The sequence below is a fragment of the Virgibacillus chiguensis genome, from assembly GCF_900129865.1.
Lineage (GTDB): Bacteria > Bacillota > Bacilli > Bacillales > Amphibacillaceae > Virgibacillus > Virgibacillus chiguensis.
This window is the reverse complement of the sequence record NZ_FQXD01000015.1, coordinates 84,104-110,030: the sequence shown is the minus strand read 5'-3', so window position 1 is coordinate 110,030 and position 25,927 is coordinate 84,104. Positions and strand designations below refer to the sequence as shown.

Annotated in this window: 25 protein-coding genes and 1 riboswitch; of the genes, 8 read left to right on the top strand and 17 right to left on the bottom strand. The window is 35.6% G+C overall.

Annotated elements, in window-relative coordinates; all coding sequences use genetic code 11:
* The coding region (locus BUB45_RS15475; protein WP_342068362.1) for a hypothetical protein at positions 1 to 462 on the top strand (462 nt) is incomplete at its 5' end.
* Between the two features lie 142 nt (positions 463 to 604).
* Here BUB45_RS15475 and BUB45_RS15470 read toward each other — a convergent pair.
* The 3 genes from BUB45_RS15470 to BUB45_RS15460 all read right to left on the bottom strand — a co-directional run bounded on the left by BUB45_RS15470 (position 605) and on the right by BUB45_RS15460 (position 2,373).
* Entirely contained in the window at positions 605 to 868 is a 264-nt protein-coding gene (locus BUB45_RS15470; RefSeq protein ID WP_073011712.1) for a hypothetical protein, read from the bottom strand.
* Positions 869 to 896: 28 nt separating this feature from the next.
* Positions 897 to 1,616, bottom strand: a complete 720-nt coding sequence (locus tag BUB45_RS15465) for a hypothetical protein (RefSeq protein ID WP_073011709.1) — start codon at positions 1,614 to 1,616, stop codon at positions 897 to 899.
* A gap of 61 nt (positions 1,617 to 1,677) precedes the next feature.
* Positions 1,678 to 2,373 (bottom strand): hypothetical protein, encoded by a 696-nt coding sequence (locus tag BUB45_RS15460; RefSeq protein ID WP_073011706.1) that lies wholly within the window; start codon positions 2,371 to 2,373, stop codon positions 1,678 to 1,680.
* A 909-nt stretch (positions 2,374 to 3,282) separates the two neighbouring features.
* On the opposite strand from BUB45_RS15460, the gene BUB45_RS15455 reads away from it, so the two are divergent.
* Positions 3,283 to 3,477, top strand: coding sequence for a hypothetical protein (locus tag BUB45_RS15455; protein ID WP_073011703.1), 195 nt, complete (start codon positions 3,283 to 3,285; stop codon positions 3,475 to 3,477).
* Positions 3,478 to 3,693: 216 nt separating this feature from the next.
* Here BUB45_RS15455 and BUB45_RS15450 read toward each other — a convergent pair whose 3' ends face one another.
* Together BUB45_RS15450 and BUB45_RS15445 are read right to left on the bottom strand one after the other, a co-directional pair.
* Entirely contained in the window at positions 3,694 to 4,461 is a 768-nt protein-coding gene (locus tag BUB45_RS15450; RefSeq protein ID WP_073011701.1) for a MurR/RpiR family transcriptional regulator, read from the bottom strand.
* 241 nt (positions 4,462 to 4,702) lie between these two features.
* Positions 4,703 to 5,347, bottom strand: a complete 645-nt coding sequence (locus BUB45_RS15445) for a pentapeptide repeat-containing protein (protein WP_073011698.1) — start codon at positions 5,345 to 5,347, stop codon at positions 4,703 to 4,705.
* 1,018 nt (positions 5,348 to 6,365) lie between these two features.
* Between BUB45_RS15445 and BUB45_RS15440 the strand changes: the two genes are divergently transcribed.
* Together BUB45_RS15440 and BUB45_RS15435 are read left to right on the top strand one after the other, a co-directional pair.
* Positions 6,366 to 7,973: an alpha-glucoside-specific PTS transporter subunit IIBC gene (locus tag BUB45_RS15440; RefSeq protein ID WP_073011696.1), complete on the top strand. Its 1,608-nt coding sequence runs from the start codon at positions 6,366 to 6,368 to the stop codon at positions 7,971 to 7,973.
* Positions 7,974 to 7,996: 23 nt separating this feature from the next.
* Positions 7,997 to 9,322 carry a 6-phospho-alpha-glucosidase gene (locus BUB45_RS15435; RefSeq protein WP_073011693.1) on the top strand — a complete coding sequence of 442 codons (1,326 nt, stop codon included), beginning with the start codon at positions 7,997 to 7,999 and terminating at the stop codon, positions 9,320 to 9,322.
* 170 nt (positions 9,323 to 9,492) lie between these two features.
* Here the strand turns inward: BUB45_RS15435 and BUB45_RS15430 are convergent, their stop codons facing one another.
* Together BUB45_RS15430 and BUB45_RS15425 are read right to left on the bottom strand one after the other, a co-directional pair.
* Entirely contained in the window at positions 9,493 to 10,413 is a 921-nt protein-coding gene (locus tag BUB45_RS15430) for an MBL fold metallo-hydrolase (protein ID WP_073011691.1), read from the bottom strand.
* 35 nt (positions 10,414 to 10,448) lie between these two features.
* Entirely contained in the window at positions 10,449 to 11,033 is a 585-nt protein-coding gene (locus BUB45_RS15425) for a TetR/AcrR family transcriptional regulator (protein WP_073011688.1), read from the bottom strand.
* A 393-nt stretch (positions 11,034 to 11,426) separates the two neighbouring features.
* On the opposite strand from BUB45_RS15425, the gene BUB45_RS15420 reads away from it, so the two are divergent.
* Together BUB45_RS15420 and BUB45_RS15415 are read left to right on the top strand one after the other, a co-directional pair.
* Positions 11,427 to 12,137, top strand: coding sequence for an N-acetylmuramoyl-L-alanine amidase family protein (locus BUB45_RS15420; RefSeq protein ID WP_073011685.1), 711 nt, complete (start codon positions 11,427 to 11,429; stop codon positions 12,135 to 12,137).
* A gap of 21 nt (positions 12,138 to 12,158) precedes the next feature.
* Positions 12,159 to 13,175 (top strand): D-alanyl-D-alanine carboxypeptidase family protein, encoded by a 1,017-nt coding sequence (locus BUB45_RS15415; protein WP_073011681.1) that lies wholly within the window; start codon positions 12,159 to 12,161, stop codon positions 13,173 to 13,175.
* Positions 13,176 to 13,260: 85 nt separating this feature from the next.
* On the opposite strand, the gene BUB45_RS20660 is transcribed toward BUB45_RS15415, so the two are convergent.
* From BUB45_RS20660 to tenA, 5 genes are all read right to left on the bottom strand, one after another.
* Positions 13,261 to 13,383, bottom strand: coding sequence for a hypothetical protein (locus tag BUB45_RS20660; RefSeq protein ID WP_280157521.1), 123 nt, complete (start codon positions 13,381 to 13,383; stop codon positions 13,261 to 13,263).
* 313 nt (positions 13,384 to 13,696) lie between these two features.
* Complete coding sequence (locus tag BUB45_RS15410; protein ID WP_139300179.1) at positions 13,697 to 14,425, bottom strand: hypothetical protein; 729 nt, start codon at positions 14,423 to 14,425, stop codon at positions 13,697 to 13,699.
* Positions 14,425 to 15,870, bottom strand: coding sequence for a sensor histidine kinase (locus tag BUB45_RS15405; RefSeq protein ID WP_073011676.1), 1,446 nt, complete (start codon positions 15,868 to 15,870; stop codon positions 14,425 to 14,427). The genes BUB45_RS15410 and BUB45_RS15405 overlap by 1 nt, the downstream gene beginning before the upstream one ends.
* 1 nt (position 15,871) lies before the next feature.
* Positions 15,872 to 16,525 carry a response regulator transcription factor gene (locus BUB45_RS15400; protein WP_073011674.1) on the bottom strand — a complete coding sequence of 218 codons (654 nt, stop codon included), beginning with the start codon at positions 16,523 to 16,525 and terminating at the stop codon, positions 15,872 to 15,874.
* A 294-nt stretch (positions 16,526 to 16,819) separates the two neighbouring features.
* Entirely contained in the window at positions 16,820 to 17,515 is a 696-nt protein-coding gene (gene tenA / locus BUB45_RS15395) for a thiaminase II (protein ID WP_073011732.1), read from the bottom strand.
* A gap of 168 nt (positions 17,516 to 17,683) precedes the next feature.
* Positions 17,684 to 17,783: riboswitch (TPP riboswitch) on the bottom strand.
* A gap of 153 nt (positions 17,784 to 17,936) precedes the next feature.
* Here tenA and BUB45_RS15390 point away from each other — a divergent pair.
* Positions 17,937 to 18,623, top strand: a complete 687-nt coding sequence (locus BUB45_RS15390) for a copper homeostasis protein CutC (RefSeq protein ID WP_073011671.1) — start codon at positions 17,937 to 17,939, stop codon at positions 18,621 to 18,623.
* Positions 18,624 to 18,678: 55 nt separating this feature from the next.
* Here BUB45_RS15390 and opp4C read toward each other — a convergent pair whose 3' ends face one another.
* From opp4C to BUB45_RS15365, 5 genes are read right to left on the bottom strand one after another with little or no spacing between them, the layout of a single operon-like run.
* On the bottom strand, positions 18,679 to 19,581 hold the full coding sequence (gene opp4C / locus BUB45_RS15385; RefSeq protein WP_073011668.1) for an oligopeptide ABC transporter permease: 903 nt from the start codon (positions 19,579 to 19,581) through the stop codon (positions 18,679 to 18,681).
* A gap of 17 nt (positions 19,582 to 19,598) precedes the next feature.
* Complete coding sequence (gene opp4B / locus BUB45_RS15380; RefSeq protein WP_073011665.1) at positions 19,599 to 20,564, bottom strand: oligopeptide ABC transporter permease; 966 nt, start codon at positions 20,562 to 20,564, stop codon at positions 19,599 to 19,601.
* Positions 20,565 to 20,596: 32 nt separating this feature from the next.
* Positions 20,597 to 22,354 (bottom strand): oligopeptide ABC transporter substrate-binding protein, encoded by a 1,758-nt coding sequence (opp4A, locus tag BUB45_RS15375; protein WP_073011662.1) that lies wholly within the window; start codon positions 22,352 to 22,354, stop codon positions 20,597 to 20,599.
* Between the two features lie 26 nt (positions 22,355 to 22,380).
* Complete coding sequence (locus tag BUB45_RS15370) at positions 22,381 to 23,394, bottom strand: ABC transporter ATP-binding protein (protein ID WP_073011660.1); 1,014 nt, start codon at positions 23,392 to 23,394, stop codon at positions 22,381 to 22,383.
* Positions 23,391 to 24,425, bottom strand: a complete 1,035-nt coding sequence (locus BUB45_RS15365; RefSeq protein ID WP_073011657.1) for an ABC transporter ATP-binding protein — start codon at positions 24,423 to 24,425, stop codon at positions 23,391 to 23,393. The genes BUB45_RS15370 and BUB45_RS15365 overlap by 4 nt, the downstream gene beginning before the upstream one ends.
* Positions 24,426 to 24,821: 396 nt before the next feature.
* Between BUB45_RS15365 and BUB45_RS15360 the strand changes: the two genes are divergently transcribed.
* A complete protein-coding gene (locus BUB45_RS15360; RefSeq protein WP_073011654.1) occupies positions 24,822 to 25,913 on the top strand; it encodes an oxidoreductase in 1,092 nt (363 codons plus the stop codon).
* Positions 25,914 to 25,927: the final 14 nt, after the last annotated feature.

Sequence of the window (25,927 nt, the reverse complement as noted above, 5' to 3'; positions counted from 1 at the left end):
TTGCTTAAAGAGTTATATTCATGGGTCAAAAAGAGTGATGTTGGCAGTAAGTCGAACTCTTCTAGTAGCAAAAGCTCTACTAAATCCATAAAAGTTGGCAGTAAGGTGTATCTAAGCAAGGGAGCGGAAAAATATGCTACTGGTGAAAATATACCGTCTAGCATTAAGGGTAAAAACTACACCGTACAGCAAATAAAGGGGAATAAGGTGCTGCTCAAGGAAATTTATTCGTGGGTATATAAATCAGATGTAGGTGGTTCCGGCGCATCCAGCAAGCCAAAACCAAAATCATTTAAGCCAGGACAAAAAGTAACAGTCAAAAAATCCGCAAGCACATTTGCGACAGGTGAGTCGATTGCTGACTTTGTTAAGGGTAACTCATACACGGTTAAACAGGTTAAATCAGATCGTGTGTTACTTGGTGGCATTATCTCTTGGGTGCTTATTAATGACTTAAAGTAACTTGAAGGAAAGCTAAATAATGATTACTTTATTATGGAGGAGACAAAACACTAAAAAACCCCATTGCTAATTATTTTAGTAGCATGAGGTTTTTTATTCTCACAATTTCAGCGTTTTTTGAGGGATAGGTTAATATTTACAGCTAATATTTTTTGTAAATGTTTCTATTCTTTCTCGCTTTTACTAATAACATTAGACCTATCAGAGCCAAAATAGGAGAAATGATAAAAAATAATATAGTTAAAGCAGAGTGGAGAGCTGAACCGAAATAAACTGAGGTTCCAGAAAGCATAAAAAAAGACAATGCTTCCCCTATCTCTCCTTTTCTGTATTGTTTATTAACAATTGCAAGGAAAGTTACAATTATTAAAGCTAATAAAAAAGTTGATATTAAAATTTTATCCAAATGAACCTTCCTTTATTTTAAGGCTATTTTAAACTACACCACCAACGACACAAGCAGTTACAGAAGATACATCGAACCCGAGGTATGCGCCAATACAAATTGCGCAACCAGTTCCGGCCGTAGCAACGCATACAGTGCCGCAGACAGCACCTAATCCAGCAGCTACACTGAAAGATAGTCCTAAGCAGTCAGCTATCTTTCCAAAGTTCACCCCGTAAGGTTTAACGCCAGTATTATTTTGGGAATTTGCTTCAGCAGTAGTGAATTCATCATCTGTTATTTCATTAAAAACTTCCTTTCCATTTAGAAAAGCACTAATTTGAAACGTACCCTTACTTGATTCTTTGACTTGAGTTTCTAAATAGTCTTTTATTTTATTGTTTTTATCATAAAATACCGTCAAATTACTTATTTCATGAAACTTTGTATTTGGACTTTTTATTTGCGCAGTATAAACTGTATACTCCTTGTTTTTAGTTTTATATACCTTAGCATTATTGTGATCAATAATGCTAGTATTTATTTTTAAATTATTTTTTTTAATTAGGTTAGTAGTTAATGTTCTATACTTTGCTTTAGCTTCTTTATTTTCTATTTCAGTAACTGAATCCATTGTTTCTTCAAATTTCTGTTGAAGATTGTTATTAGATTCAGCAGCATAAGTGCTTTTTACATTTAGAAAACCATTGGCACAAACTAACGCAAGACTAAGAATAATAAAAACTAGTTTCTGTGATAACTTCTTCATAAATCTACCCTCCACTTAATTAAAATAGTAGCATAAATAATTTGTCTATTGAGTCAATAACTTACCAATTAGATGTTAGGCATCCTATTAGAGAGCCAGAAGGCAAACCAATAGTTACCCCGATACAACCTACGCATACTGCTGTTCCTACTCCTGGAATTGCACAAGCTGAAGTACAAGCAACTTGTAAAGGACCTACTAGAGCTCCAGTAATACCCATGCATTTCAAAAAGCCATCCCAATCAACAGCAGGGGTAATTTTACTGTTTTCGTATTCCTTCTCAGTGAAAAATTTTTCTTTTGAAACTTGAGTAAATTCTTTGTTATCGTTAATATAGTAATCAAATTTAAAAGTACCTGTTTTTGATTCACTTACTAAGAATTCAGTTGTAGCTAACACATTATTGTTTGAATCAAAGTAAATTGCAAAGTTACTCATCTCGTGATAAGTTGAGTCATTAGAACTTACTTGGAGAACAAGCGCTTTCTGTTGAGTATTTTTAAATTTTACTAAGCGACTATTATCGTAATTAATATTTTCAGCGTTCAGATTGACTTCATTATTATTAATTAACTTACGTGATTTGTCTTTATACTCTTTAATTTGATTAGTATCACCAATCTCCTCTATAGCTTCTAATTGAGCTTTTAACGAATTTAAAGTCTTATCTCTATTGCTTTCTGTAGCAGAAATACTGACAGAAAATGAAAACAGAATAAAAATAGCTAGTGTTGACGATATTATTTTCTTAAACATTAATTATGCACCCTCTCAGTCTAAAATATTTTGTATGTGTTTTCTTAGGTGTTTTCCTTTTAAGCAACCTCCATTCCTTATCTATTTTACTAGGATATTATTTAGACCATCCTAATAATCTAACGATAACAAAATATTACCTTATTATGCAATATATTCCATTAGACAATAATCGACAAATAACTTATGTTCTTGGAGGAAGTTTATAGGATGGTTGCTTTATTACATTGTTTGATCAATGTAGCTTTTTAAATCTAACAGCTTTGTTCGGGAATCCCTAACTAATCTTTAATAGAGCCTGCTTTAATGGTGGTCACACTTTTGGTAACGTGGTAAGCGAAATGAACTAAAATAATTTGTTGAACGTAAATTCTAAAGCTGTGTCAACCATTATTGCAAAAGTATTCTGGTACTAACTAACATCAACTGAAATATACTTGGTAGGTTTCCTAAACCGTGTGTCGCAGGTTCGAATCCTGCCGGGGGCGTAGGTTTTAGCATTCTTAATTGCAAAAACGATCAAGGCTTTGTTCACATCAGTAAACCCATTAAAAGATCCTTCTTTTGCCTTCCACATTTATTCTATAGATATTTAACAGTTCCTTTATAATTTGTAGTAAGAGAATAGCTTTATCCTATTAAAAGCTTAAAAATTTTTGTTTTTAATATTTATATCTTGTGTAAAGTGTTGTATAATGTTTTAAGGTTATCATATACAAAAAAGGTTACTTGGTCATTTTTGATGCTAAATAAAACATGTGAAACCCACAACATTACTGTATTGGGAAAGTTGTTTAAAAAACACCCTTTTTGGTTAGTGCTATTAATATTACTACTATTTAGGTAAGGTTAATTAGTAGTTAACTATTTGTTTACTAATTAAAATATGATCTGAAAGGATTTAATATATTGAAAAAAATTACAAAGACCCAAGTAGTTACCATTCTTTTAATCATCGGTTGGATGGTATGGGAATATTATGTATGGCAGTGGTCGAAAACAGAAGTTGGAGCTGTTATTAGAGTGGATTTAATCTTTATCGTACCAATTATATTAATTATGGTGATTATATCTATTCTTCAATTGTTAAAATCAAGAAAGTAGGTTCATTTTTTTGGAAACAATACAGGGAGACCACTCAAAATAGCCGGAAGGGTTCTTCTCTAAAGTGTAATTTACAAAGTTGATTGCCCAAGAAATAGGTAAAGTAAAGGATTTCGCATCTAAATCTGCGTTTTGTACTATAAAAAAATATCCTTGAGTTACTTATTAAGTATATAAAAAAAGCCCAATCTAAAGGTGAAAAACCTTTAGATTGGGCTATACATCGTTTATTTCTTCTTGTTTTTCCTTGTACTCAATAAATTTACGGTACATCATTTCAATAGCAATATAGAACGGGACAAATGAAGTGATTTCTGTTCCCTCCTTGGTTGCTCCAGGCGTTGTTGTGGCATATATGTTGTTAGGGGACATTTGTGCGAGTTTATTATTTTTTAAATTAGTGATTGTAATGACATCAATCCCTTTGGCATTTAGCTGTTTAATATTTGGAATCAGCGTTGGTGTATCACCAGATAATGAAATAATTAGGACCACATCCGTATCCTGCATCCCCCTATACATCGCTTCGAATTCCACTTGGTCGTGAATAAGGATAATAAATGTCTCAATAATAGAAAACATACGTTGACAATCTTTGGCACACATTAGTTGAGCGGTTCCTGTGCCATGTATATAGATTCTCCCTGCTTGGTACAATAACTTGCTAATAGTATCAAAATCAACGGAATCCAAGTTCTTTAGCGTTTGCGCTACATCTGAATGGAATGACTCCATAAGGTCATCTGTTGGATGTTTTGTTTTCCCTTCCCACTTTAAAAAAACCCTAAATTCACTATAGCCACTAAAGCCAAGTTTCTTCGTTAGGCGATGAATGGATGAACGAGAGGCAAAACAAGCATTTGCTAATTCGACAATACTTAAATCATAGCAAGATTCCCGATGGCTCAGTATGTATTGGAGAACATGCAGGTCATTTTTGTTTAATTTTTCGTAATTTTTATTAATTAATGTTTCTAGTTTCATCGGACACTCCTACCTAAGCTTTGATTATTTCCAGTATAACATTCTTTTGCTAGGAGGATAATTCTTGTTCGCTTTAACGGATTTGTAAACTTCTATCGTTTATAATCAAGGCTATGTGCAACGAAAAAGAACGTAAAGTGGAAACAATCAAAAGGGAATTTCACCTTGCAAAAATGTTGTTTTATAGCAACAACAAGCTCTTATTTACTCTTAAACAAACAGAATTCTGTTGACACTCCCCCTATTCCTTTACTTTTAAACCTAACATTGCGGCAAATGCTACTGCCTGTTCTGAAGAAATAATACAACCTTCCAGTTCGTCTAAAGAGACAATTAATCTTTCAAAAGTAGAATTACTCAGGTCTACATTCTTTAGTGGCGTTTGCGAAAAATTGACTTCGTTTATATCACAGTGCTGGAATTGAACTTTATTAAATTTACATGCATAAAAGTCCGTACCTTTTAAAGAGCAATGATCAAAAATGATCTGTTTCGGACTACTATAATTAAAAGAGCTTAAATGCATGATACTATTTTCAAAACGCACATTTCTTAACGTGGCGTCGGCTAAGTTCACTCCGACCATCTTTGTGTCTTTGAATTCTACCCGATGAATAATCGCCCCTAAAAAATCTACGTTGGATAGATCACAGTGATCAAAAATAACGTCTGTTAATTCTACGTTTTTGAATGAGGAACCATTTAATTTGACCTGTTTAAATACGACTTGTGAAAAGTCTGTACGATCATAGTTTTTTATTTCAGCAGAGCAAGTAGAAATTGTGCAATGACGTAGAGAAGGGTCCTCGTTTTCAAATATATCTTGAAGAGAGGCGGCAGGTAAATCGATATCGATATTTGGATTTTCAATCTTTACTTTTGCCATCATAGTAGCTCCTTAAATTTTTTATGTTATAGGAAAGGTTTTATAGTATAAGCCAAGTTATACGAATCCGTTAAATGCAAAACGTTTGTTCTTATTATAGGATAAGAACCACTTGATTGGCAACCAAGGAAAGAAAATTGTTGAAGTTCATCATAATTTCGCTTGAGTTTCATGAAAAGTCGCTGAAGTTCACAAGATAGTTACTCGAAGTTCACAATGAAGTCGCTGAAGTTCACAAGATAGTTATTCGAAGTTCACAATTACTCACGAGTTGCTAAAAACGACAGCATGTTCTAATTATCATGGAAAGAGGAAAAAACGTTTTCTATGTTGTTCAGTTGGGAAAATTCCCAGTTTATGAAAACGCGTTCATAAATGGTAACGCTTTCCCTAAACCCTCTAAACCTATTGAATGAATGCGTGCGCCCTTCTATACTTAACTTAACAAATGAAAGCGACATCAAAAAAATGGAACATTCATTTGTTAGCTTTTTCATCGTCTAGGAAATTATAAAATTTAGCAGCTGTGGATAAACTTACTAAGTTATTTAGCCACGTCCGGCTCCAGCGCCCAGCAACTAGGCGACTTCACGAAATCGCCCTACGATAAGTCATCATCGGTTCGTTCTAAATAGAAAGGCCGACTAAAGACGGGCTTGCCGGAGGGCGCCGGCATACTCCTGTTGCAGGAGCATGATTCCTAAAACTTTAGTTGATTCGTTCCAGTCGCTACGTTGCTGAACGGGCGCTTGCGCCTTTGTTCCTTATTATTTCATTTTTCGTATGATGTAAGATTAACTGTTGAAGCATTCCTTGAAAAGGTATAAAAGTGTCGAGGAGGTATTCAAGTATAAAAAGTTAATGAAGAAGTTTTTTACTTTATAGGAAAATATCAAGCTTTTAAAGTGTATCGTACAAAAATCAACAGCGTTTTACTCTTAAACGCGGCGATAAGCTACGTTTTAAAAAGAATAGGTTATCATTTGTTATTTTACTAAAAAATAGGTGGTGTATATGTATGAATGCAATCCGTAGATTTGGAAGTGCCATGATTGTACCAGTGCTCTTATTTCCATTTTTTGGTATAGTGGTAGGTTTGGCAACATTGTTCAAAAATGAGGCTGTCATGGGAGATTTGGCTAACCCAGATGGACTATGGTACCAAATTTGGACATTAATCGAAAATGGTGGTTGGACCGTATTTAATCAAATGGAGCTTGTATTTGTTATTGGGCTTCCAATATCTCTGGCAAAGAAAGCGCCAGGTCGTGCTGTTCTTTCGTCTGTCATGGGTTACTTAATGTTTAACTACTTTATTAACGGCATTTTAACGATTTGGGGGCCAGCATTCGGTGTCGACTTTGCTAGTGAAGTTGGTGGTACAAGCGGATTAAAAGAAATTGTTGGTATTAAAACATTAGATACGAACATTATCGGTGCCATCTTTATTTCTGCGCTCGTTATCTGGTTACACAATCGGTATTATGAAAAGAAATTGCCAGAATCCATTGGGATTTTTCAAGGTGGACCATTCGTAGTAATGATCTCTTTCTTCTTAATGATTCCACTTGCTTTTCTTACAAGCTGGATTTGGCCAATGGTGCAAAATGGTATTGCATCTTTACAAGACTTTTTAGTTTCGTCCAGTTATATCGGTGTATGGCTGTTTCACTTCTTGGAGCGAATTTTAATTCCGACGGGGCTACATCATTTTATTTATACACCATTTGAATATGGACCAGCAGTGGTTGACGGTGGTATGAAGTCGTATTGGATCTCTCATTTAACAGAATATTCACAGTCTACTGATGCATTAAATGATCTCTTCCCAGGTGGTGGCTTCTTGTTACAAGGAAACATCAAAATGTTTGGTTCCATCGGTATTGCACTTGCGCTTTATCATACAGCAAAACCAGAAAAGCGTAAAAAAGTTGGTGCATTATTATTTGCAGCAGCGTTAACCGCTGTATTTGCAGGTATTACTGAGCCACTTGAGTTTACATTCTTATTTATTGCTCCATACTTATTTGCACTTCATGCAGTTCTTGGAGCAACTATGGTTACGATTATGCATGGATTTGGTCTAGTTGGTAATATGGGTGGCGGATTAATTGAAATAGCCGCAACAAACTGGGTACCGCTTATGGGGGACCATTGGGGTGTGTACATGGCTCAATTTATCATTGGAATCCTCTTCATTGTCATTTATTACTATACCTTTAAGTTTTTAATTTTGAAGTTTGATATTCCAATGCCAGGTCGAGAAAAGGAAGACAATGGCGAAACAAAGCTGTACACCAAACAAGACTATAAAGCAAGTAAAGCAGAATCTGAAAACGACGTAGCTCATGCAGAAAAAAAATACAACAATGAATATGAACGAAAAGCAGCTATCTATCTCCAAGGTCTTGGTGGTACAGAAAATATAGAAGATGTTACAAATTGTGCAACGCGTTTACGTGTTACAGTACATGACCCAAATAAAGTAGAAGATGACATGTATTTTAAAGAATATGGGGAAGCCCACGGTGTGGTAAGAAATAACAAGAGTATTCAAGTCATTGTTGGATTATCCGTGCCACAAGTCCGTGATTCCATAGATACATTTTTAAATCAAAAGCAGTAAAACACATCAAGGAGGAAAAAATCATGAAACAATTTTCAATTACAATTGCTGGTGGAGGTAGTACATTTACGCCTGGGATTATATTAATGCTCTTAGAAAACTTGGATCGTTTTCCAATTAAAGAAATAAAGCTGTATGATAATGATGAAGAACGTCAAGGAACTGTAGCAGGAGGTTGTAGGATCTTATTAAAAGAAAGAGCTCCACAAATTAAGTTTGTTGAAACGGTTGACCCGAAAGAAGCATTTAGTAATATTGATTTTGTCATGGCTCATATCCGTGTTGGTAAATATGCAATGCGTGAAAAAGATGAAAAAATACCACTAAAATATGGTGTTGTCGGTCAAGAAACATGTGGACCAGGTGGAATTGCATATGGTATGCGTTCCATTGGACCAGTTATTGAACTTGTTGATTATATGGAAAAATATTCACCAGATGCATGGTTCTTAAATTATTCAAACCCTGCAGCTATTGTAGCAGAAGCAACGCGTCTTTTACGTCCAAATTCCAAAATATTAAATATATGTGATATGCCAATTGGTATTGAAGAATTAATGGCTGCATCCATTGGACTATCTTCTCGTAAAGAGATGGAAGTGAAATACTTTGGATTGAACCATTTTGGATGGTGGTTTGATATTCGTGATAAAGAAGGAAACGACCTCATGCCTAAAATTCGCGAGCATGTTTCTAAACATGGCTATGTAACAGTAGATGAGAGTAAACAGCATTCAGATGCTAGCTGGAACAGTACATTTGCTAAAGCAAAAGATGTACAAGCCCTTGATCCGACAACCGTTCCAAACACATATTTAAAATATTATTTCTATCCAGATTATGTCGTAGAACAGTCGAATCCAGAGTATACACGAGCGAATGAAGTTATGGACGGACGTGAAAAGTTTGTTTTCGGTGAGTGTCAAAAAATAATTGATAACCAAACAGCAGAGGGAACAGAACTAGAAATTGATGAACATGCTTCTTATATCGTAGATTTGGCTCGTGCAATTGCTTATAATTCAAAAGAACGCATGCTCCTTATTGTTGAAAACAACGGAGCAATAAGTAATTTTGAACCGACAGCGATGGTAGAAGTCCCATGTATCGTTGGTAGCCAAGGTCCTGAGCCACTTGTTATGGGAGAGATTCCTCGCTTTCAAAAAGGGTTAATGGAACAACAAGTCGCAGTTGAAAAGCTTGTCGTTGAAGCTTGGGCAGAAAAATCATATCAAAAACTATGGCAAGCATTGACATTATCTAAAATTGTGCCAAGTGCAAAAGTAGCGAAAGATTTATTAGATGATTTATATGAGGCGAATAAAGCGTATTGGCCAGAACTATCCTAATGAAATAAATTAAAACCCAAACTGTCTAAAAAGGTGAGTAAAACCTTTTTGGACAGTTTTTTTCATTGTAGGAAAGCATTTAATTTTAAAATTTGTATATAAGGAGGAAACTATAGTTTTCTCATCAAGACTTTGCAATAAGCGAAGTCTTGATAAAGTCGTCTCTCTTTTTAGTAAAGGATATCTACTTTATCGTTAATTTTTTGTTTTTTAGGTAATACCCTGCTTCTTTCATTCCTTTCTAAAAACATTTTGAGATCTATTAAGTTATGTTGTTGAATAGATGGATGATTTACATCTAATGTATGACCACCAAACAATAAGGTATCAGCGTTTGTTTTGCTAATTAATTTTTTGGTTGAAGAAAGATATTTCTTTATATCTACACCAGGGATTAATGTAGCAGCCAAGATTGGGCCATGGTAAATAAGATCACCTACAAATAATTGATTTAATTCTTTGTCATATAACGAGATAGAATCGTTGCTATGTCCCGGTGTAAAAATAATTTCTAGCTGTCTATTTCCAAGATCAATGAAAGTACCTTCTTTTAAAATTTCTTTAAATTTTATTTTAGGAGGAGCAAATCCTTCTAATTGTCCCACAAATGAATATTTACGAGGTATTAAAGTATCTTCTTTTACTATTTGTTTTTCTATTTGATTCTTTGTTAATTTAATGTCACTAAATTTTTCATGGTTTCCCACATGATCATAGTGAAAATGCGAATTCATTACAGTTATAGGCAGGGATGTTAAGCTTTCTACTACAGGTTTAATATTCCGAATCCCTGGCCCAGTATCTAATAGTAACGCTTGATTGTCTCCTAATATTAGATAGTTAACATTGCTTTGATAATACCTTGGCTCACCAATGGCAATCGTTTTTTCATCTATATAATTGATTGTATAATAATCGTCAAACCATTTTACATGATCATCTAATTTTATGTCTTCTTTTTTAATTAATCCAAAAGGTTTTACACCGTAAAGAAGAGAAAAAATTAACTGAGGGAATTTATGCCTATTCATGACTAAAAATCCACCAAAAAGTAGTGAAGGAATAAATGTTCTTTTTTTAATTTTTATCATAGAATTACTCCTTTTGTTGTAGAATTTAATATTGGTCATTTTTGAATTCCTTTCCAAAACACCTCCCAAATATTATTCATTCTTATATAAAAATCTTGTCCAGAAAAATTTTCTAAATAGAAGAAGCTACCGTCAAGCAGAGAAAAGAATGAATCTATTATTTTATTTGTTTCAATAAATTGTCGATCTGGGGTTTCCTCAAGAAATGAACATAATATAACTTCAATATTGTTGGTTAGTGTTTGCATTTTTTTTTGAGTTATAGGATTGATGCTTTCAGGTGGTGAAAGGCTATACTTTTTCATAAAGAGTCCTATATGCTTATTCTCATAAAAAAATATGTTAGTTCCAACTAAAAGTTCATAGAGTTGTTCTTTTGTAGATGATTTCTGAATAGTAGATATACGGTCGGTTAAATGTTCAATATAATCTGTGATTACTTTTTCAAATATGCTTTCAAACAGTACTTTTTTGTTAGCAAAATGAGCATAAATTGCAGGCGCTTTTATGGATACTTCTGAAGCAATGTCTTTTAGGGAAGTTTGTTCATAACCTTTAGTAGAAAATAATATTAGACCATTCTCCAGAATTTTCTTTTTTGTTTGTTCCCCTTTACTCACTTATAAACCCCCAAAAAAATAATTTAATTAACGTTAATTAAATTATAAAGGATTCTGTTTTTTTTGCAACTATAGAAAGTTATAAAGGTTTTTCAGGGTTTATATTAAAAGCAAACAACTACGGCTTTCGCCATAAGACTTGGCGACAAGCTAAGTTTTTCTAACAATTAATTTTTTTTAGAAACTGTGAAATGTGAAAGTGAGTAATATTCTTTTTAATATATGATACAACTATGATTGAATAATTATGGTAGTCTGATACGTTGCTTTCATAAGCTATATATAAGAATCTCGGGTTTAAAGTTAATAAACAATAAAGTTCTAATTATTTAATCTATCATATGTCTTTAGATTAGATAAAATTTTAGGAGCAGAGGGAAAGGAATATAGTTTATGAAGCGAAAGCAAATAATCAAGTTAATTATATTATCTCTGTTATTCATTTTATTAGCAGCATGTGGAGATAATGACTCTGCGGAAGGTAAGACGAAGACAATAGGCGAAACAGAACAAGAAACATTAAATGCTACAACGGATTCAGGCGAATTGAGCGGGCATACAGTAATGATCGACCCTGGACATGGAGGAAGAGATCCTGGTTCAATTGGAATTAATGACATATATGAAAAAGATTTAGTTACAAATACAACAAAACCGATAGAAAAAGCGTTACGTGAAGTAGGAGCTAATGTTATAATGACTAGGACAGAAGATGTAAAAATACCGTTAAAAGAAAGAAGAAACATGAGTAATGAAGCAATGCCGGACGCTTTTATCAGTATTCATTACAATTCATTTGAGGATCCTAGCGTAGGTGGCTTTCATACGTATTATTATTCCCAAGAAAAGGATTATCGGTTGGCACAGAGCATCCACCAGTCCCTGGGTAATGCCATCTCATTAAAGGATAGAGGGATACTCGAAGATAGCTATGCTGTATTAAGAAACAATGAAGTACCAGCTATTCTTTTAGAACTAGGGTTTATGAGTAACCCTGAAGAATTAGCAGTTATTCAGTCTGATGAATACAACCAAACGGTGGCAGAAGCAATTGTAAGTGGGTTAAAGAATTACTTTGAAACAAATGAAAATGTTTCAAGCTAGTGTTGCGAAGGAGAGGAAAGCATGAAACGGAAACATATCATCAGCTTTATCGTTTTATCATTCGTATTAGTATTTACATCAGCATGTGGAAATGGCGATAAAGAACAACAAGCAGATAAGCAGTCCAAAGCAGAGGATAACACAGAAAATACAGTGGAGGAATTACAACTGCCTGAAGCGGCTTTGCAAAAATTAGATAGCGGAGAAGATGTGAAGGCATTACAGCTTGCTTTAAAAGAAATTGGCTATGATATAAAAGATAATGGTGATTTTGATGCAGCTACAGTATGGGCCATTACTGATTTACAAATGCAGAAAGATTTACCTTTGACTGGTATATATGAACAAGAAACAGCGGAGGTAGTTAAGCAATTGGTTGAAGATGGAAATCATGATTTTGAACCTGGAAAAAAACTACCTGCAAAAGCAGAGCCTGCTACAACAGATAGCGGAACTAATGTAATCGCAAATCCGTATGAACAATTGGTGCTAGTAAATAAGGAAAATGCATTACCAGCAGATTATACACCTGTTGATTTAGTGGTACCCGACATAAATTATCCTTTTACAGAAGATTTACCGAAGAAGAAAGTGCGTAAAATTGCAGCTACAGCAATTGAAGATTTGTTTGCCGCTGCAGATAAGGCGGGGCTAGAGTTGTTTGCTCAATCAGGATATCGTTCTTATGATCGCCAAGAAACAGTATTTGCATCTAATGTCCAATCGTTAGGAGAAGAACAAGCTAACCAAGTAAGTGCTCGACCAGGGGAAAGTGAGCATCAGACAGGTTTAACGATGGATGTGACGAGTAGAGATATGGGTTTCCAATTAAATGAGGACTTTGCTAATACAGATGAAGGTAAATGGTTAGCGGAAAATGCAGCTGAATATGGTTTTATTATTCGCTTTCCTAAAGGAAAAGAAGAAATTACGCAATATCAATATGAGCCATGGCATATTCGTTATGTAGGTAAGAAGGCTGCTAAAGAAATTACAGAGAATGACTTAACATTAGAAGAATATTTGACAGCAGAATAACGGCAGTGAAGACAGCTTGTAGGTAATTTACAGGCTGTTTCTTTGTATTATAGGAAAGCATAAGAATTTAAAGTTTAATATAAGCCTAAAAATGGAGACGGACCGAATCATCCATAGGAATCATTTCTTCTACATCCATCGGTAAATATAATTGATAATTTGCTGCAGTTTGCGTATACTGGGCTTGTATTATTCTTTTATTTGTCATAAATCAATAATACATGAGAGCAGACCCTTTGTGGTCTGTTTTTTTGTGTATACACAAAAAAGCTGTTGCACAATCAATTACCTGATTGTGAACAGCCCCAAGTAATCTATATTAAAAAGGGGGGAAAAGCGAGATCAAGGTTGTTTGTGTGCTCATTTTAGAACGAACTGTTCATGGATAACGTACTGAATTGGATAAGTTTTCATATTTTGAACAGTTGTCTATGGTGAGAAATGGAAGTGTTAAACCTGCGATCTCTCTTCTTACTAGAAAGTATAATAGATCAACGTATCATAGTTAGCTCATTTATCCATCAAAATGGCCTCTTTTCTGCTTCAAATGCAGGAATTAAATAGAAACTTGCAAAATACCTATCGGAAAAAAAGGAAATGAAGACGTCTTCGTCCGCTAGCGTATATATTTTTTCCGTTCTTTTATCGATTAATTTTTTTTCACTTACTTTCACATTAAAATAATTAGCTAATTTTGTAGTAGTTTGATCATGATCAGTTATAGATAAGGGTTTATTATTATTTGGGCTCACTCGATACTCATAGATTTTATTCGTTTGGGTGTCCATTGATATATTTATTTCTACACCATTAGTGGAAAAAAAAGCCTCCCAGATCGTTACTGTGTGCTGGGGATGTTGTGTATTTAAAAATGTTTTGATATTGGAATTAATGATCGTGAATTCAGGTTGCATATCAATTTGTGGAAACAATCCTTTGTTTTGCAGTTCTTTGATTTCATTAATTCCCTTAGAAAGGTATTCAGCTCTTTTCGTCTCATCATTACTTTTTTCAATGATGGCAATGTTTTCATTTCCGTCATAATGATTAACAATTAATTTTAATTTTTCTTCAATGGATGTCGTTTGATTATCATTCACTTGTTTTTCTTCTGTTTGGAAATCTGATACAAAAATATGATTCAACAAACGCTCCTCTTGAACATTTTTTAAAATAAATGGTAAGAAAGCAATACTGACCCCTATGATGGCTAAAAGAATGTTGGTAAGGTGTATTTTTTTCTTTTTCATCATCGCTTCACACCTTTAATTATTACTGTCACACAAGTACCTTTGCCAAATTCACTGTCAAATGTCAGTTCAGCTTTGTGTAAATGGATAATCTCACTGCAAATAGCAAGTCCTAAGCCAACACTTCCTTGTACCCTTGCTCTTGATTGATCAACCATATAAAAAGCGTCGGTAATTTTACCCATTTCAACTGCTTGAATACCTTTTCCATTATCACAAATACGGATGTGATAGTCGTTTTGGTGGATAAAGCCATGAAGCGTAATTTCTCCATGATCATGATCGATTGCTTTTCTTGCATTATCGAGTAAATTGGTACAAACGGTTCGCATTAAATCGGGCTCAATAAGTATCATAGCTTCTTCTGCTTCCACATAAAAATCGATGTTTGCTTTTTCAAAAATAGGTTCCATGTACTGTTGCAAGGGGCTGAAAAAGGCAGTTGTTTTTATGGGTTTTGTTTCAATATCTCGTTTTTTTAATACCAACAAATCGAGTAATTTCATTGTTAACTCCTCAATTCGCTTTCCTTCTTGAAAAATATAATTCGCTGCCATAAATGTTTGTTCTGAATCTAACTTTTTAGAGCGAAGCATATCTGCATAACCAATCATGGTAGTAAGTGGTGTTTTTAATTCATGACTAATACTCCCAATAAATGTTTCTTGTCTTTGATTGGCTTCTTTTAACTGAGAAATCATTTCTTCAATATGTTCAGCCATAAAATTAAAATTGCGGGATAATTCCTCAACCTCAACATAGCTGCTAACAATCGTTCGTTCTTCAAAATTTCCTTTAGCAATCTGTTTCGTTGCTTTCGATAATTTATAGATCGGTTTTGTCAGTAGCCATGCAGTGACTAGCATGACGATTGCACCTATTCCAATCATCAGCAGCGTAATATACATATACATTGTCCATTGGTCATTTTTACTCGCAAAAATATCGGATATTTCTCGAAAGTTTTCAATGTAGAATAAATCTCCATGTAATTGCAGTGGTGTCATAGCGTGAAGAAAATATTTCCCATTAACATTTTTTACTTGGTAGCCTTTAGATTGATTCGATACTTGTGTAACGGCATCGTTACTTAAATCTTCATTAAAATTATCGTATACGATATCTCCGTCCTGGTTACTAATGCGAAAAGTAAGTTCTCCACCAGATTCATAAATGGTTAAGGAGGAGGCAACGGTTATGAGTAGCTCTTCATTGGATGCTGATTCCTTGTTTTTTTCATCAGCGAAGTAAAAATCCGATACGGAAGCCTCTCGTAGTTCTTTTTGTAGCGAGTATCTTAAAATATCATTTTCCTCAAATACAGAAGTGGCTTCGCGCTTGATAGAATCTTGAAAAGCGGAGTCAATTAATATATAACTTCCAATGCTGAAGCAGGAGACAGATACGATCATCGTGGAATAAAATATTTTCCAAAATAACTTCATGCTATACCTCCAGTCTATAGCCCACCTTATAGACTGCTACGATTTTATCCTTTAAACCAAGCTTTTGTCGCATACGTTGTACGTGCAGGTCAATCGTCCTGCTTTCACCGACAAAATCTTCTCCCCATACTTTCATAGAGATGTTACTCCGAAATAGAGCAATATTTTTATTGTTGATAAATAATAATAACAAGTCGTACTCTTTCGCTGTTAGATTAACAGTTTTTCCTGATTTGGTTACGACTCTGGAAAGCGTATCTATTTTTATATCAAACAATTCTATAAATCGTTTGTGTTTATCATATCTGCGTAAAACAGTTTCCACTCGGGCTAGTAATTCTACGATTTCAAAAGGTTTCGTTAGGTAGTCTTCCGCTCCAAGCTTTAACCCTTTTACTTTATCCGTTACATCTGATTTGGCAGTTAAAAATATGACTGGTATATCGTAAGGCTGGATATATTCTAGTAAATCGTAGCCATTAATTTTGGGGAGCATAATATCTAAAATTGCTAAATCAAAATGATTTGCTTCGATCATATCAGCAGCTTGTTCTCCATCATAGGCACAGAAACATTCATATCCTGCATCTCCGAGACTCATTTTTATTAAGTCAGATATTGGTTTTTCATCTTCAACGATTAGTATTCGCACCATTGGGCAAACCTCCCTCTCTTTCATTATAAATTATCTGTGTAACAATGTTGTATCATATTTATCTGGTATATATATCCTTTCGAAATCTATAGGTTATAATAGACTGTTAGCAAGCTATTGCATCGTTCTACTTAAGGAATAAAAAAGCTACGACATGTCACCAAGTCTTTATGGTGATAGCCGTAGCTTTTAAATGATGAGCTTTGCGGATTTTTATGAAGTTAAAAACCGCAGATGATGCCGTCCGAAATTAATCTAAGTTACCATTTCAACGGATAAAGATTTGCAAAGAATTTATAAGTTTTGGGCAGCAACAGGGACAGGCCACATGGCTTGATGTTCTGCCATGTCCCAGAACATATATTCAAAATAGCTCGTTTTCACAACGATATCTTCCAAGATGGCTAACTCGTGTTCTGGTTTATCTTCCGCAATTGTATTAATTAAATCAATGCAGTCGTTAGCCAGTGCTGTAAAATCTTCGGAGGAATACATTTGTACCCAATTGCCGTAAAATTCATGTTCCAAGGCGTTTGGCCAGGCTGCCAATGCTTTGCCAATGTAATTATAACTCCAAGCACAAGCCAGTACGGCGGCGACTGTATTTTCTATGCCACCTTGTTGTGCCACATTTAGCATATAACTTGTGTATGCAGTCGTTGTTGCCGCCGCTTCTGTTTCTTCTAATTCATCAGCAGTTATGCCAAACTTGTTTGCATAGTTACGATGTAAATCCATTTCCATATGCAAGGTTCCATGAAGTAAATTGGCAAACGTTGTCATTGTTGATAAATCATGTGCTTTCGCGCTTCCTAGTGCAAACAAGCGAGAATATTCTATTAAATAAACATAGTCTTGCTTCATCCAGTGCTTGAACTTTTCCTTATCAAGCCAACCTTCTCCTAACCCTTTTACAAACGGATGCTCCAAATAGGATTTCCAAATTGGCTCTACCTTTTTCCATAAATGATCTGTAAATAGTTGTTGCATCATACTATATTCTCCTCTCAATAATTGAAATTATTTTAATGCTAGAGAAGATGTGGAAACAACAAACCTTTGTAGTTCAGGATAAGACGTACTTGCATCTGGAGAAAATAATATTCCCCATTCTACGATGTAAATAGAACGGGGAAGTGATTGCCTGATTATTACTATTCATGCAAGTTGTCACTTCCCTACGCTAGTACAAACTAGATCAGGTTCAAAGGGTCAAGTTTCCTTTCTCAGCAATAAAATTGCTCCCCTAGTGAGATATATAATAACACTATGTATTGCCATTAAAGCATAGATGATAGATTTACGCAAAGGAAGTGAGGATAGCAGTATGTTCTTTGCATCTTTTTGGTCTATTAAAAGGCGCTCTCATCAGGTAGGATAAGGGTATTGTATGTAAAGGAGAGGGTTGTTCATGCTTTTAGAAGTTATTGCTACGAACTTAACAGATGTGATAGAAGCAGAGCAGTATGGAGCAGATCGGATTGAACTTAGCCCTGCGATGGCAGAAATAGGGCTTACACCAAGTTACGGTTTACTAAAAAAAGCAGTTGAAGCTGTCCATTTGCCTATCAATGTCATGGTTCGTCCACATAGTCAATCATTTGTATACAACAAATACGATCTAGACACGATGAAGGCAGATATAGATCTGATTACAAAGATGGGTGCAAACGGTATCGTTATAGGGGCATTGACTGCTGAAAAAACGATTGATGAAGAAGTGTTGAAACAGCTATTAAACGTGGCTGATGATTTAGAAGTAACTTTTCATCGGGCGTTTGATTTTGCTCGTGACCAAGAAGAAGCGTTAGCATGCTTGGCACAATATAAGCAAATAACGACAGTGTTAACTGCAGGAGGTAACTATAAAGCACCTGAGGCAATTTCGCAACTACAACAATTAATTGATTTGGCTGCGGATACACATGTAAATATGATGGTGGGGCATGGTTTAAAGCCAGCAACCTTTGCTGATGTATACGAGCAAGTAAAGCCTCACGCATTCCACTTTGGTTCTGGCGCTAGAAGGAATGATTCATTCGCCTATAAACTGGATCGCAGCAAGATACAACACATAAAGAATATACTCCAAAAATAAATCTGACATAGGTAGAGCCTGAGTTTATTAAATAAGCTCAGGCTCGCTTCATGCATTATTTTTTTGATTTCGGATTGAAAGCGTCCTTAAACCCTTCACCGATAAAGTTGATGGATAAAATAGTTAATGTAATTAATAAACCTGGTGGTAGCCAAATCCACCACAGGTTTTCAAACGTGCCAGGATCGCGTGCTGCTTGTAGCATATTGCCCCAGCTTGGTGTACCGACAGGAACCCCAAATCCAAGGTAACTAAGTCCTGTCTCCGCCACGATCATCGCTGCTAATAACAGCGTTGCTTGAACGATAATCGTTGACATGACGTTAGGTAATATATGTTTAATCATAACTTTAGAAGGCCTTGTACCAATGGATATAGCACTCAACACATATTCATTTTCTTTTTCCGACATTACCTTGCTTCGAATTACCCTTGCAGCCCCTGTCCAGCTAAGCAAGCTGATAACAAGAATTAATGCTAACACTCCACTGTCAACAAAGATTGCTTGTAATACGATAACAAAAATGAGAAATGGGAAGTTCATCATGAAATCGGTAAATCGCATAAGAATGCTGTCTACTATGTTACCGTAATACCCTGAAATGGTTCCTATTATTGTCGCAATGGTTATAATAATGGTCATACAAGAAAAACCAATTAATAGTGACGTCCGCCCACCGTATAGCAGCATGGTGACAATATCTCTTCCAGCAGAATCTGCTCCAAGCCAATGTTCAGCAGAAGGCGGCACTTCAACGAGTCTTGGGTTAATACGACTCGGATCAATGTCTGATAAAAGGGAAGCTGACATCGATAATGCTGTTACAACGAACAGGAAAATAAGACTTGCCATCGCAGGAATATTTCGGACAAACTTTTTACGAGCAATTCCCCATTGTGATAAGCTTTTCTTCTTTGGAGGGGCCAGCTGTACGGTTTGGTTTGTTGATGGTTCCATTTAATCTACCTCCTCCACTAATCCAATCGTATTCTAGGATCTACTAAAGCATAGAAAATATCAGCTAGTAGATTTCCGATAAGTGTCATTACGGTTAGTAACATTGTAACAGCCATAACGACGGTGTAATCTCGATTATTAATGGAATCTACAAATAATTGCCCTACCCCTGGGTATGTGAAAATGGTTTCAATAATAACAGAACCGCCAATAATACCAGCTAAATCAAATCCTAATAATGTAACGATAGGAATAACAGAATTACGTAAAATATGTTTATTATATATTTTCCTTTCTGGCGTTCCTTTGGCACGTGCCATACGTACAAAATCTTTTTGAGAACTTTCAATCATGTCATTACGTAAAAATTGCGTATAGCTAGCAATGGGTAATAAACCAAGACATAATGACGGTAAGATAGCATGTTCTACTTTACTAATAATATATTCCCATGTTCCAGGATCTACCCCCGACCCAATACTTCCCGTCGCTGGAAGCCATCCTAATTGAAAGGAAACAAAGTAAATAAACAATAAGGCTGCTACAAAACTCGGCATGGCAAGTGCTAAATAATTTAATACTTGTACACCATAGTCGCCTAATGTGTAGGGATGGCGGCCTGCGTATCTCCCCATTAAAAAGGAAACTATGTATGTAATAATCATGGCTACCACGGCTAATAATATGGTATTAGGCAGTCGCGATAATATTAATTCTGAAGCGGGCATTTTATGCACGAAGGATTGTCCAAAATCCCCTTGAAAAAATCCACTAATCCAGTTTAAATACTGCACATAAATGGGATCGTTATAGCCAAGCTTCTCCCGCATTTCTTCAATATAAGCTGGATCTGTATTTAATGGATCAATTCTCCCTGTAAGGGCATCTCCTGGCATAAGGTTTGCCAGGAAAAATACCACTACAGAGACCAGGAAAATAATGGGGATCATGATGGCTATTCTTCGTAATGTGTATATGAGCATATTATTTTCCCCTTATTCACTAGTTTTATAGTCTATTCTTTATCAGCGTCTGTTACCCACCATAAATGTGTGTCTTGCTGAGCTGTAAATGAATTGGTGTGAACATTTTGTAGACGTTTGTTCACTGCATAGACGTCCACTGGTGCGTATAGGAAAATGTTTGGCAATTCATCGTTAATCAATTTTTGCCATTCAGCATATACATCTTTACGGTATTCTTGATCAAAAGCTTCATCGCTAAGTCCTTTTTCAATTAACTCATCTGACTCTTCATTCACCCAACGAGCAAAGTTTGATACGCTATCTGATTTCCACAAACCAGTTGGATCAGGGTCAGAATCAAGCCCCCAAGCGCCCATAAATGTTTCCACCGATTCCTCATCTTTTTCCAGGACATCATAGAATAAATTAAATTCTTTTAGACCACCGTTTAATTTCGCATTAATTCCAACATCTTGCCAATTCTGTAAAATGTATTGAGCACGTGGCTCAGAAATATCTGAACCTGACATCGTATCGAAGTTTACTGTAAACTCTTCTCCGTCTGGGTTCTCACGCCAACCATCCTCATTAGTATCCACGTAACCAGCTTCATCTAATAGTTCTTTCGCTTTTTCAGGGTCATAACTGTAATCTTCTAGTTCTGCTTGATCCGCATATGCCCAGCTGACAGGAGGTACTGGTGCTCCGATTACCTCACCAAGACCATTGGAAAAGGAATCGAGAATTCCTTGCACGTCGATTGCATAAGCCATTGCTTTACGAAGTTGTTTGTTTTGGAATTTTTCATTATCCATTACGTTAACACCTTCTTCAGCATCCCAATGACCAAATTTAAAGCCAATATAGTTAAAGCCCAGTGCTGGTTCTTCGATTGCTTCTACGTTATCTAATTCTTTTATTTCCGGGTATTGGCTACTTGGAGCTTGCATAATATCGATCTCTCCATTCTTGAGGGATCCAGTAGCTACGGAAGCATCAATAACTTTATAAACGACACCATCCAAGTGTGGCTCTCCTTGCCAATAATCTGCATACTTTTCCATTTCTACCATTTCACCTGGTACAACGTTTGTTACCTTGAATGGTCCAGTACCAATTGGGTTTTTACGTACGGCGTCTGATTCCGGTAAATCAGCTACTTCTATTCCTTCATAATGGTGTTTTGGCATTGGATAGTTCCATAAATTTGAAATTGTATTTGGTGCAACGTCTGTTAACGTTAATACGATGGTTTTTTCATCAACAATTTCAATGCCGGAAATGCTGTCTGCTTCTCCTTTGTTATATGCTTCTGCACCTTCAATCATATTGACATTTGTGTAGCGCATTCCCTCGTAATCTTTGTGAGCAATAACTTCATAGGAATAGGCGATATCCTCGGTAGTCAGTGGCTCGCCGTCATGCCATGTAATACCATCTTTTAGCGTGAAAGTGACGGTATTATTATCTTCGTCTACCTCAAAATCCGCCATGCCAGGTTCAGGTTGTAATTCATCATTCGTATCGACTAAGCTATCCGTTACAAACCTTAAAATTTTGTCATCATCTTCTCCTTCGTATAATCCACGCTCCAACAAGCCTTGAAACGGTTGCGTAAAAGCAAATGTTACAGTGCCACCTTTTTTAGGCTCTCCTTCTTCTTTAGCATCATCGTCAGACCCTTCTGCTTCTTCTGTTTTATCGTCTCCTTCAGCATTGCCTTCCTCCGACGTGTTATCTGCACATGCTGCTAAAAATAAAGTGAACGAAAGGAAAATGAATAAAAACAACCAAACTTTCTTTTTCAACAATGACTCCCCCTTAAATGGTTTTATTATTGGTTCTCATATAAAAGACATGCGACCTGGTGGTTAGGCCTCACCTCCTTTAATTGAGGTACAAATTCTTTACATTTCTCCATTGCCATTGGACATCTCGTATGAAAAACGCATCCCCTTGGCGGGTTTTGTGGATTTGGAACATCGCCTTTTAAGATAATGCGCTCCTTCTTTATTAGTGGATTCGGTTCAGGAATGGCAGAAATAAGTGCTTGTGTATAAGGATGCAATGGTTCTCTATAAATGGATTCATTATCTCCAACTTCCACCATTTTACCTAAATACATGACGCCGATTTGATCACTCATATGTTTGACAACACTTAAGTCATGGGCAATGAATAAATATGTTAAATCAAACTCTTCTTGCAGTTCTTTTAAAAGGTTCAATACTTGTGATTGGATGGAGACATCAAGTGCACTAACTGGTTCATCTGCAACAATTAATTTAGGGTTTAAAGCGAGTGCTCGTGCTATTCCAATCCGTTGTCGTTGTCCCCCAGAAAATTCATGTGGGTATTTATAATAATCTTTTTCACGTAGACCGACGCGTTTTAATAGGTGTTGTACTTCGGGTTTTAAGTCTTTATGTGATTTATTTCTATAATTACGAATAGGCTCATCTACTAAATGGCCAACCATCATTTTCGGATTTAATGAAGCATATGGATCTTGAAAAACCATTTGATAATCCTGTCTCGCTTTACGAAGTTTGGAACCGCTTACTTTAGTGATGTTTTCCCCTTCAAAGAAAATATTTCCATCAGTAGCATCTGTGAGCCTTAAAATGGTGCGTCCTGCGGTAGATTTTCCGCAACCTGATTCACCAACAAGACCGAACGTCTCTCCTTTTCTAAGTGTAAGGGAAATATCATCTACTGCTTTCACATCACCTGTTTTTCTTTTGAAAAATCCAGTATGAATGGGATAATATTTTTTTAAATTTTGGACTTCTAAAAGTGTATCCTTTTGTGTTAAATCTTTTTTCTTTACTTCGTCAGTTTGCATCATACGTTTTCTACCTCCTTAGCATAAGATGTTTCTTTTGAATAACACTCGTCATATAGGAGGCAGCGTGCATAGTGATCATTATTCACTTTAGCAAGTTGTGGTGTAACGAGTGGACAATCTCCAAAAGCTTTTGGGCATCTATCTGTAAAGCGACACCCTACTTCAGGCATGCTTTCTAATGAAGGAACGACACCATCAATAGTGTTTAATTTGTCCGTTGTCTGGTCCATTTTAGGTATGCTATCTAGTAATGACTGTGTGTATGGGTGTTTTGGTTGCGTAAATAGATCTACAACACTAGCCTCTTCCACAATTTTACCAGCATACATGACAATGACTCGGTCAGCCATTTCTGCTACAACACCTAAATCATGGGTAATAAGCATTATGGCCATATTCACTTTGTTTTGGATATCTTTAAGTAACTCTAGTATTTGCGCCTGAATGGTTACATCTAATGCTGTAGTAGGTTCATCTGCAATTAAAAGCTTCGGTTGTAAAGCAATTGCCATAGCGATGACTACACGCTGGCGCATTCCACCAGACAATTGGTGAGGATATTCATTAAGAATTTTTTCTGGACGTGATATCCCCACTTGTTTTAACAAATCAATTGCTTTATGATTTGCTTCCTGCTTAGTAATGTCTAAATGATTAAATAAAATCTCGCGCATTTGCCATCCAATTGAAAAAACGGGATTTAAAGCTGTCATTGGTTCTTGGAAAATCATTGCAATATCTTTACCACGAATTTGGTTCATTTCCTTTTCGGACTTTTGTACCAAATTTTCTCCATTAAAAAGAACTTCTCCAGCTGAAATTTTAGAATTTATCTTTGGAAGAAGCTGCATAATTGATAATGACATTACACTCTTTCCACAGCCTGATTCACCAACAACGCAAACTATTTCTTTAGGTTTCACGTTAAAATTCACATCTACTATAGCGTGATGTAATTCATCATTTATCAAAAAACCTGTATGTAAATTCTTTATATTAAGTACGTTTTGATCTTGCTGTTCTTGAGACAACTTAAGCCCCCCTTATTGTTAAATTCAATAAATCGTAATTTTTCTGTTATTTGAGAGTATATAATATTTATTATTTTTTAACAAGTCTATTTATACTTTTATTAGGAATTTTTTCACAACTATAATAATAAAGTACTATGCTTTGTAATGAGAGGCATTTTCCTAATATAAAATCATTTTTATACCAAAGCATATGGTGAAAATTAAAAGATAATGAATATACATCGGTTTTAGATTTGAAATACCAATTTTTAAAAGCCAGTATGCCAAATTAAGTTCAAAACAGTTCGTATAAGCAACTAATTTGCAGAAAATAAAAATACCTGCAATAATATACTGCATAAAATTAGCGATAAATGTTAATTTTAAATAACAACAAAGAATAGGGTGAAGATGATGAATAAATTGTTTGAACAAGGGTATCTCGGAACATATGTGTTAAAGAATCGCTATATTTTAGCTCCAATGACAAGAGTAAGCTCTGAAGCAGATGGAACACCGAATGAGCGCGTTCAGCGTTATTATGAACGATATGCTAAAGGTGGCTTCGCTGTTGTCATTACAGAAGGCGTTTATCCTGACACGAAATATAGTCAAGCATATGAATTTCAAGGTGGTTTAGCCACGGAAAAGCATGCTACACATTGGAAGCCAATTGTAGAAAGTGTACAATCCCATGGGGCGTTGATGATTGCGCAATTGATGCATGGCGGTGCTCAAACGCAAGGGAATTATTATACAAATGTTACCGTAGCACCATCGCCGTTTACACCTCCAAGTGATAAGGCAGAAATTTACGGTGGTAGCGGTCCGTATCCAGAAGCAAAGGAATTAACCCTTCATGAAATTGAAGAAGTAAAACAGGGCTTTGTTCAATCCGCGAAATATGCAAAGAAGGCTGGGTTTGATGGAGTCGAATTACATGGAGCAAATGGCTATTTACTCGATGAATTTTTATCAGCAAATATTAATCAAAGAAAGGATCAGTATGGAGGCAGTGTAGAAAATCGAGTTCGACTGTTAAAGGAACTTATAGCTGATGTGAAAGAAGCAGTTGGCGGGACAATGATTGTAGGGATTCGTATTTCTCAACTAAAAGCTACCGATAAAGCTTACAAATGGCCTGGTGGAGAGGAAGAAGCATCCATCATCTTTTCTGAACTAGGAAAAACGGATGTCGACTATATTCATATTTCCGATGATGACGCAACGACACCTGGATTTGGTGAAGGAACAATGACGATGTCAGAGGTAGCGAAAAAATATGCTGGGAAGCCTGTAATTGCTTGCGGACGTTTAGGCGATCCGGAAAAAGCAGAAGCAGTTATTAAGCAAGGAAAGGCTGATTTTATAGCTATTGCTCGTCAAGCGTTAGCAAATCCTGATACTCCAAATCGGGTGAAAAATGGCGAAGAGCTACAAGCATTTGATGGAAAAGCAATACTGACACCAAAAGCATACGTCAAAGACTTTGAATTAGAAATGTAATGTATAAACAACTG

Bases quoted from the DNA above. Each gene is read 5' to 3' on its own strand.
- tenA (WP_073011732.1), bottom strand. From the start codon at position 17,515: ATGCAACAACTATTTACAGATCATTTATGGAAAAAGGTAGAGCCAATT.
- BUB45_RS15445 (WP_073011698.1), bottom strand. From the start codon at position 5,347: ATGGCAAAAGTAAAGATTGAAAATCCAAATATCGATATCGATTTACCT.
- BUB45_RS15415 (WP_073011681.1), top strand. From the start codon at position 12,159: ATGAAACGGAAACATATCATCAGCTTTATCGTTTTATCATTCGTATTA.
- BUB45_RS15370 (WP_073011660.1), bottom strand. From the start codon at position 23,394: ATGATGCAAACTGACGAAGTAAAGAAAAAAGATTTAACACAAAAGGAT.
- BUB45_RS20660 (WP_280157521.1), bottom strand. From the start codon at position 13,383: ATGACAAATAAAAGAATAATACAAGCCCAGTATACGCAAACTGCAGCA.
- BUB45_RS15410 (WP_139300179.1), bottom strand. From the start codon at position 14,425: ATGAAAAAGAAAAAAATACACCTTACCAACATTCTTTTAGCCATCATA.
- BUB45_RS15450 (WP_073011701.1), bottom strand. From the start codon at position 4,461: ATGAAACTAGAAACATTAATTAATAAAAATTACGAAAAATTAAACAAA.
- opp4B (WP_073011665.1), bottom strand. From the start codon at position 20,564: ATGCTCATATACACATTACGAAGAATAGCCATCATGATCCCCATTATT.
- BUB45_RS15405 (WP_073011676.1), bottom strand. From the start codon at position 15,870: ATGAAGTTATTTTGGAAAATATTTTATTCCACGATGATCGTATCTGTC.
- opp4C (WP_073011668.1), bottom strand. From the start codon at position 19,581: ATGGAACCATCAACAAACCAAACCGTACAGCTGGCCCCTCCAAAGAAG.
- BUB45_RS15390 (WP_073011671.1), top strand. From the start codon at position 17,937: ATGCTTTTAGAAGTTATTGCTACGAACTTAACAGATGTGATAGAAGCA.
- BUB45_RS15460 (WP_073011706.1), bottom strand. From the start codon at position 2,373: ATGTTTAAGAAAATAATATCGTCAACACTAGCTATTTTTATTCTGTTT.
- BUB45_RS15360 (WP_073011654.1), top strand. From the start codon at position 24,822: ATGAATAAATTGTTTGAACAAGGGTATCTCGGAACATATGTGTTAAAG.
- BUB45_RS15440 (WP_073011696.1), top strand. From the start codon at position 6,366: ATGAATGCAATCCGTAGATTTGGAAGTGCCATGATTGTACCAGTGCTC.
- BUB45_RS15430 (WP_073011691.1), bottom strand. From the start codon at position 10,413: ATGATAAAAATTAAAAAAAGAACATTTATTCCTTCACTACTTTTTGGT.
- BUB45_RS15400 (WP_073011674.1), bottom strand. From the start codon at position 16,525: ATGGTGCGAATACTAATCGTTGAAGATGAAAAACCAATATCTGACTTA.
- BUB45_RS15465 (WP_073011709.1), bottom strand. From the start codon at position 1,616: ATGAAGAAGTTATCACAGAAACTAGTTTTTATTATTCTTAGTCTTGCG.
- BUB45_RS15420 (WP_073011685.1), top strand. From the start codon at position 11,427: ATGAAGCGAAAGCAAATAATCAAGTTAATTATATTATCTCTGTTATTC.
- BUB45_RS15435 (WP_073011693.1), top strand. From the start codon at position 7,997: ATGAAACAATTTTCAATTACAATTGCTGGTGGAGGTAGTACATTTACG.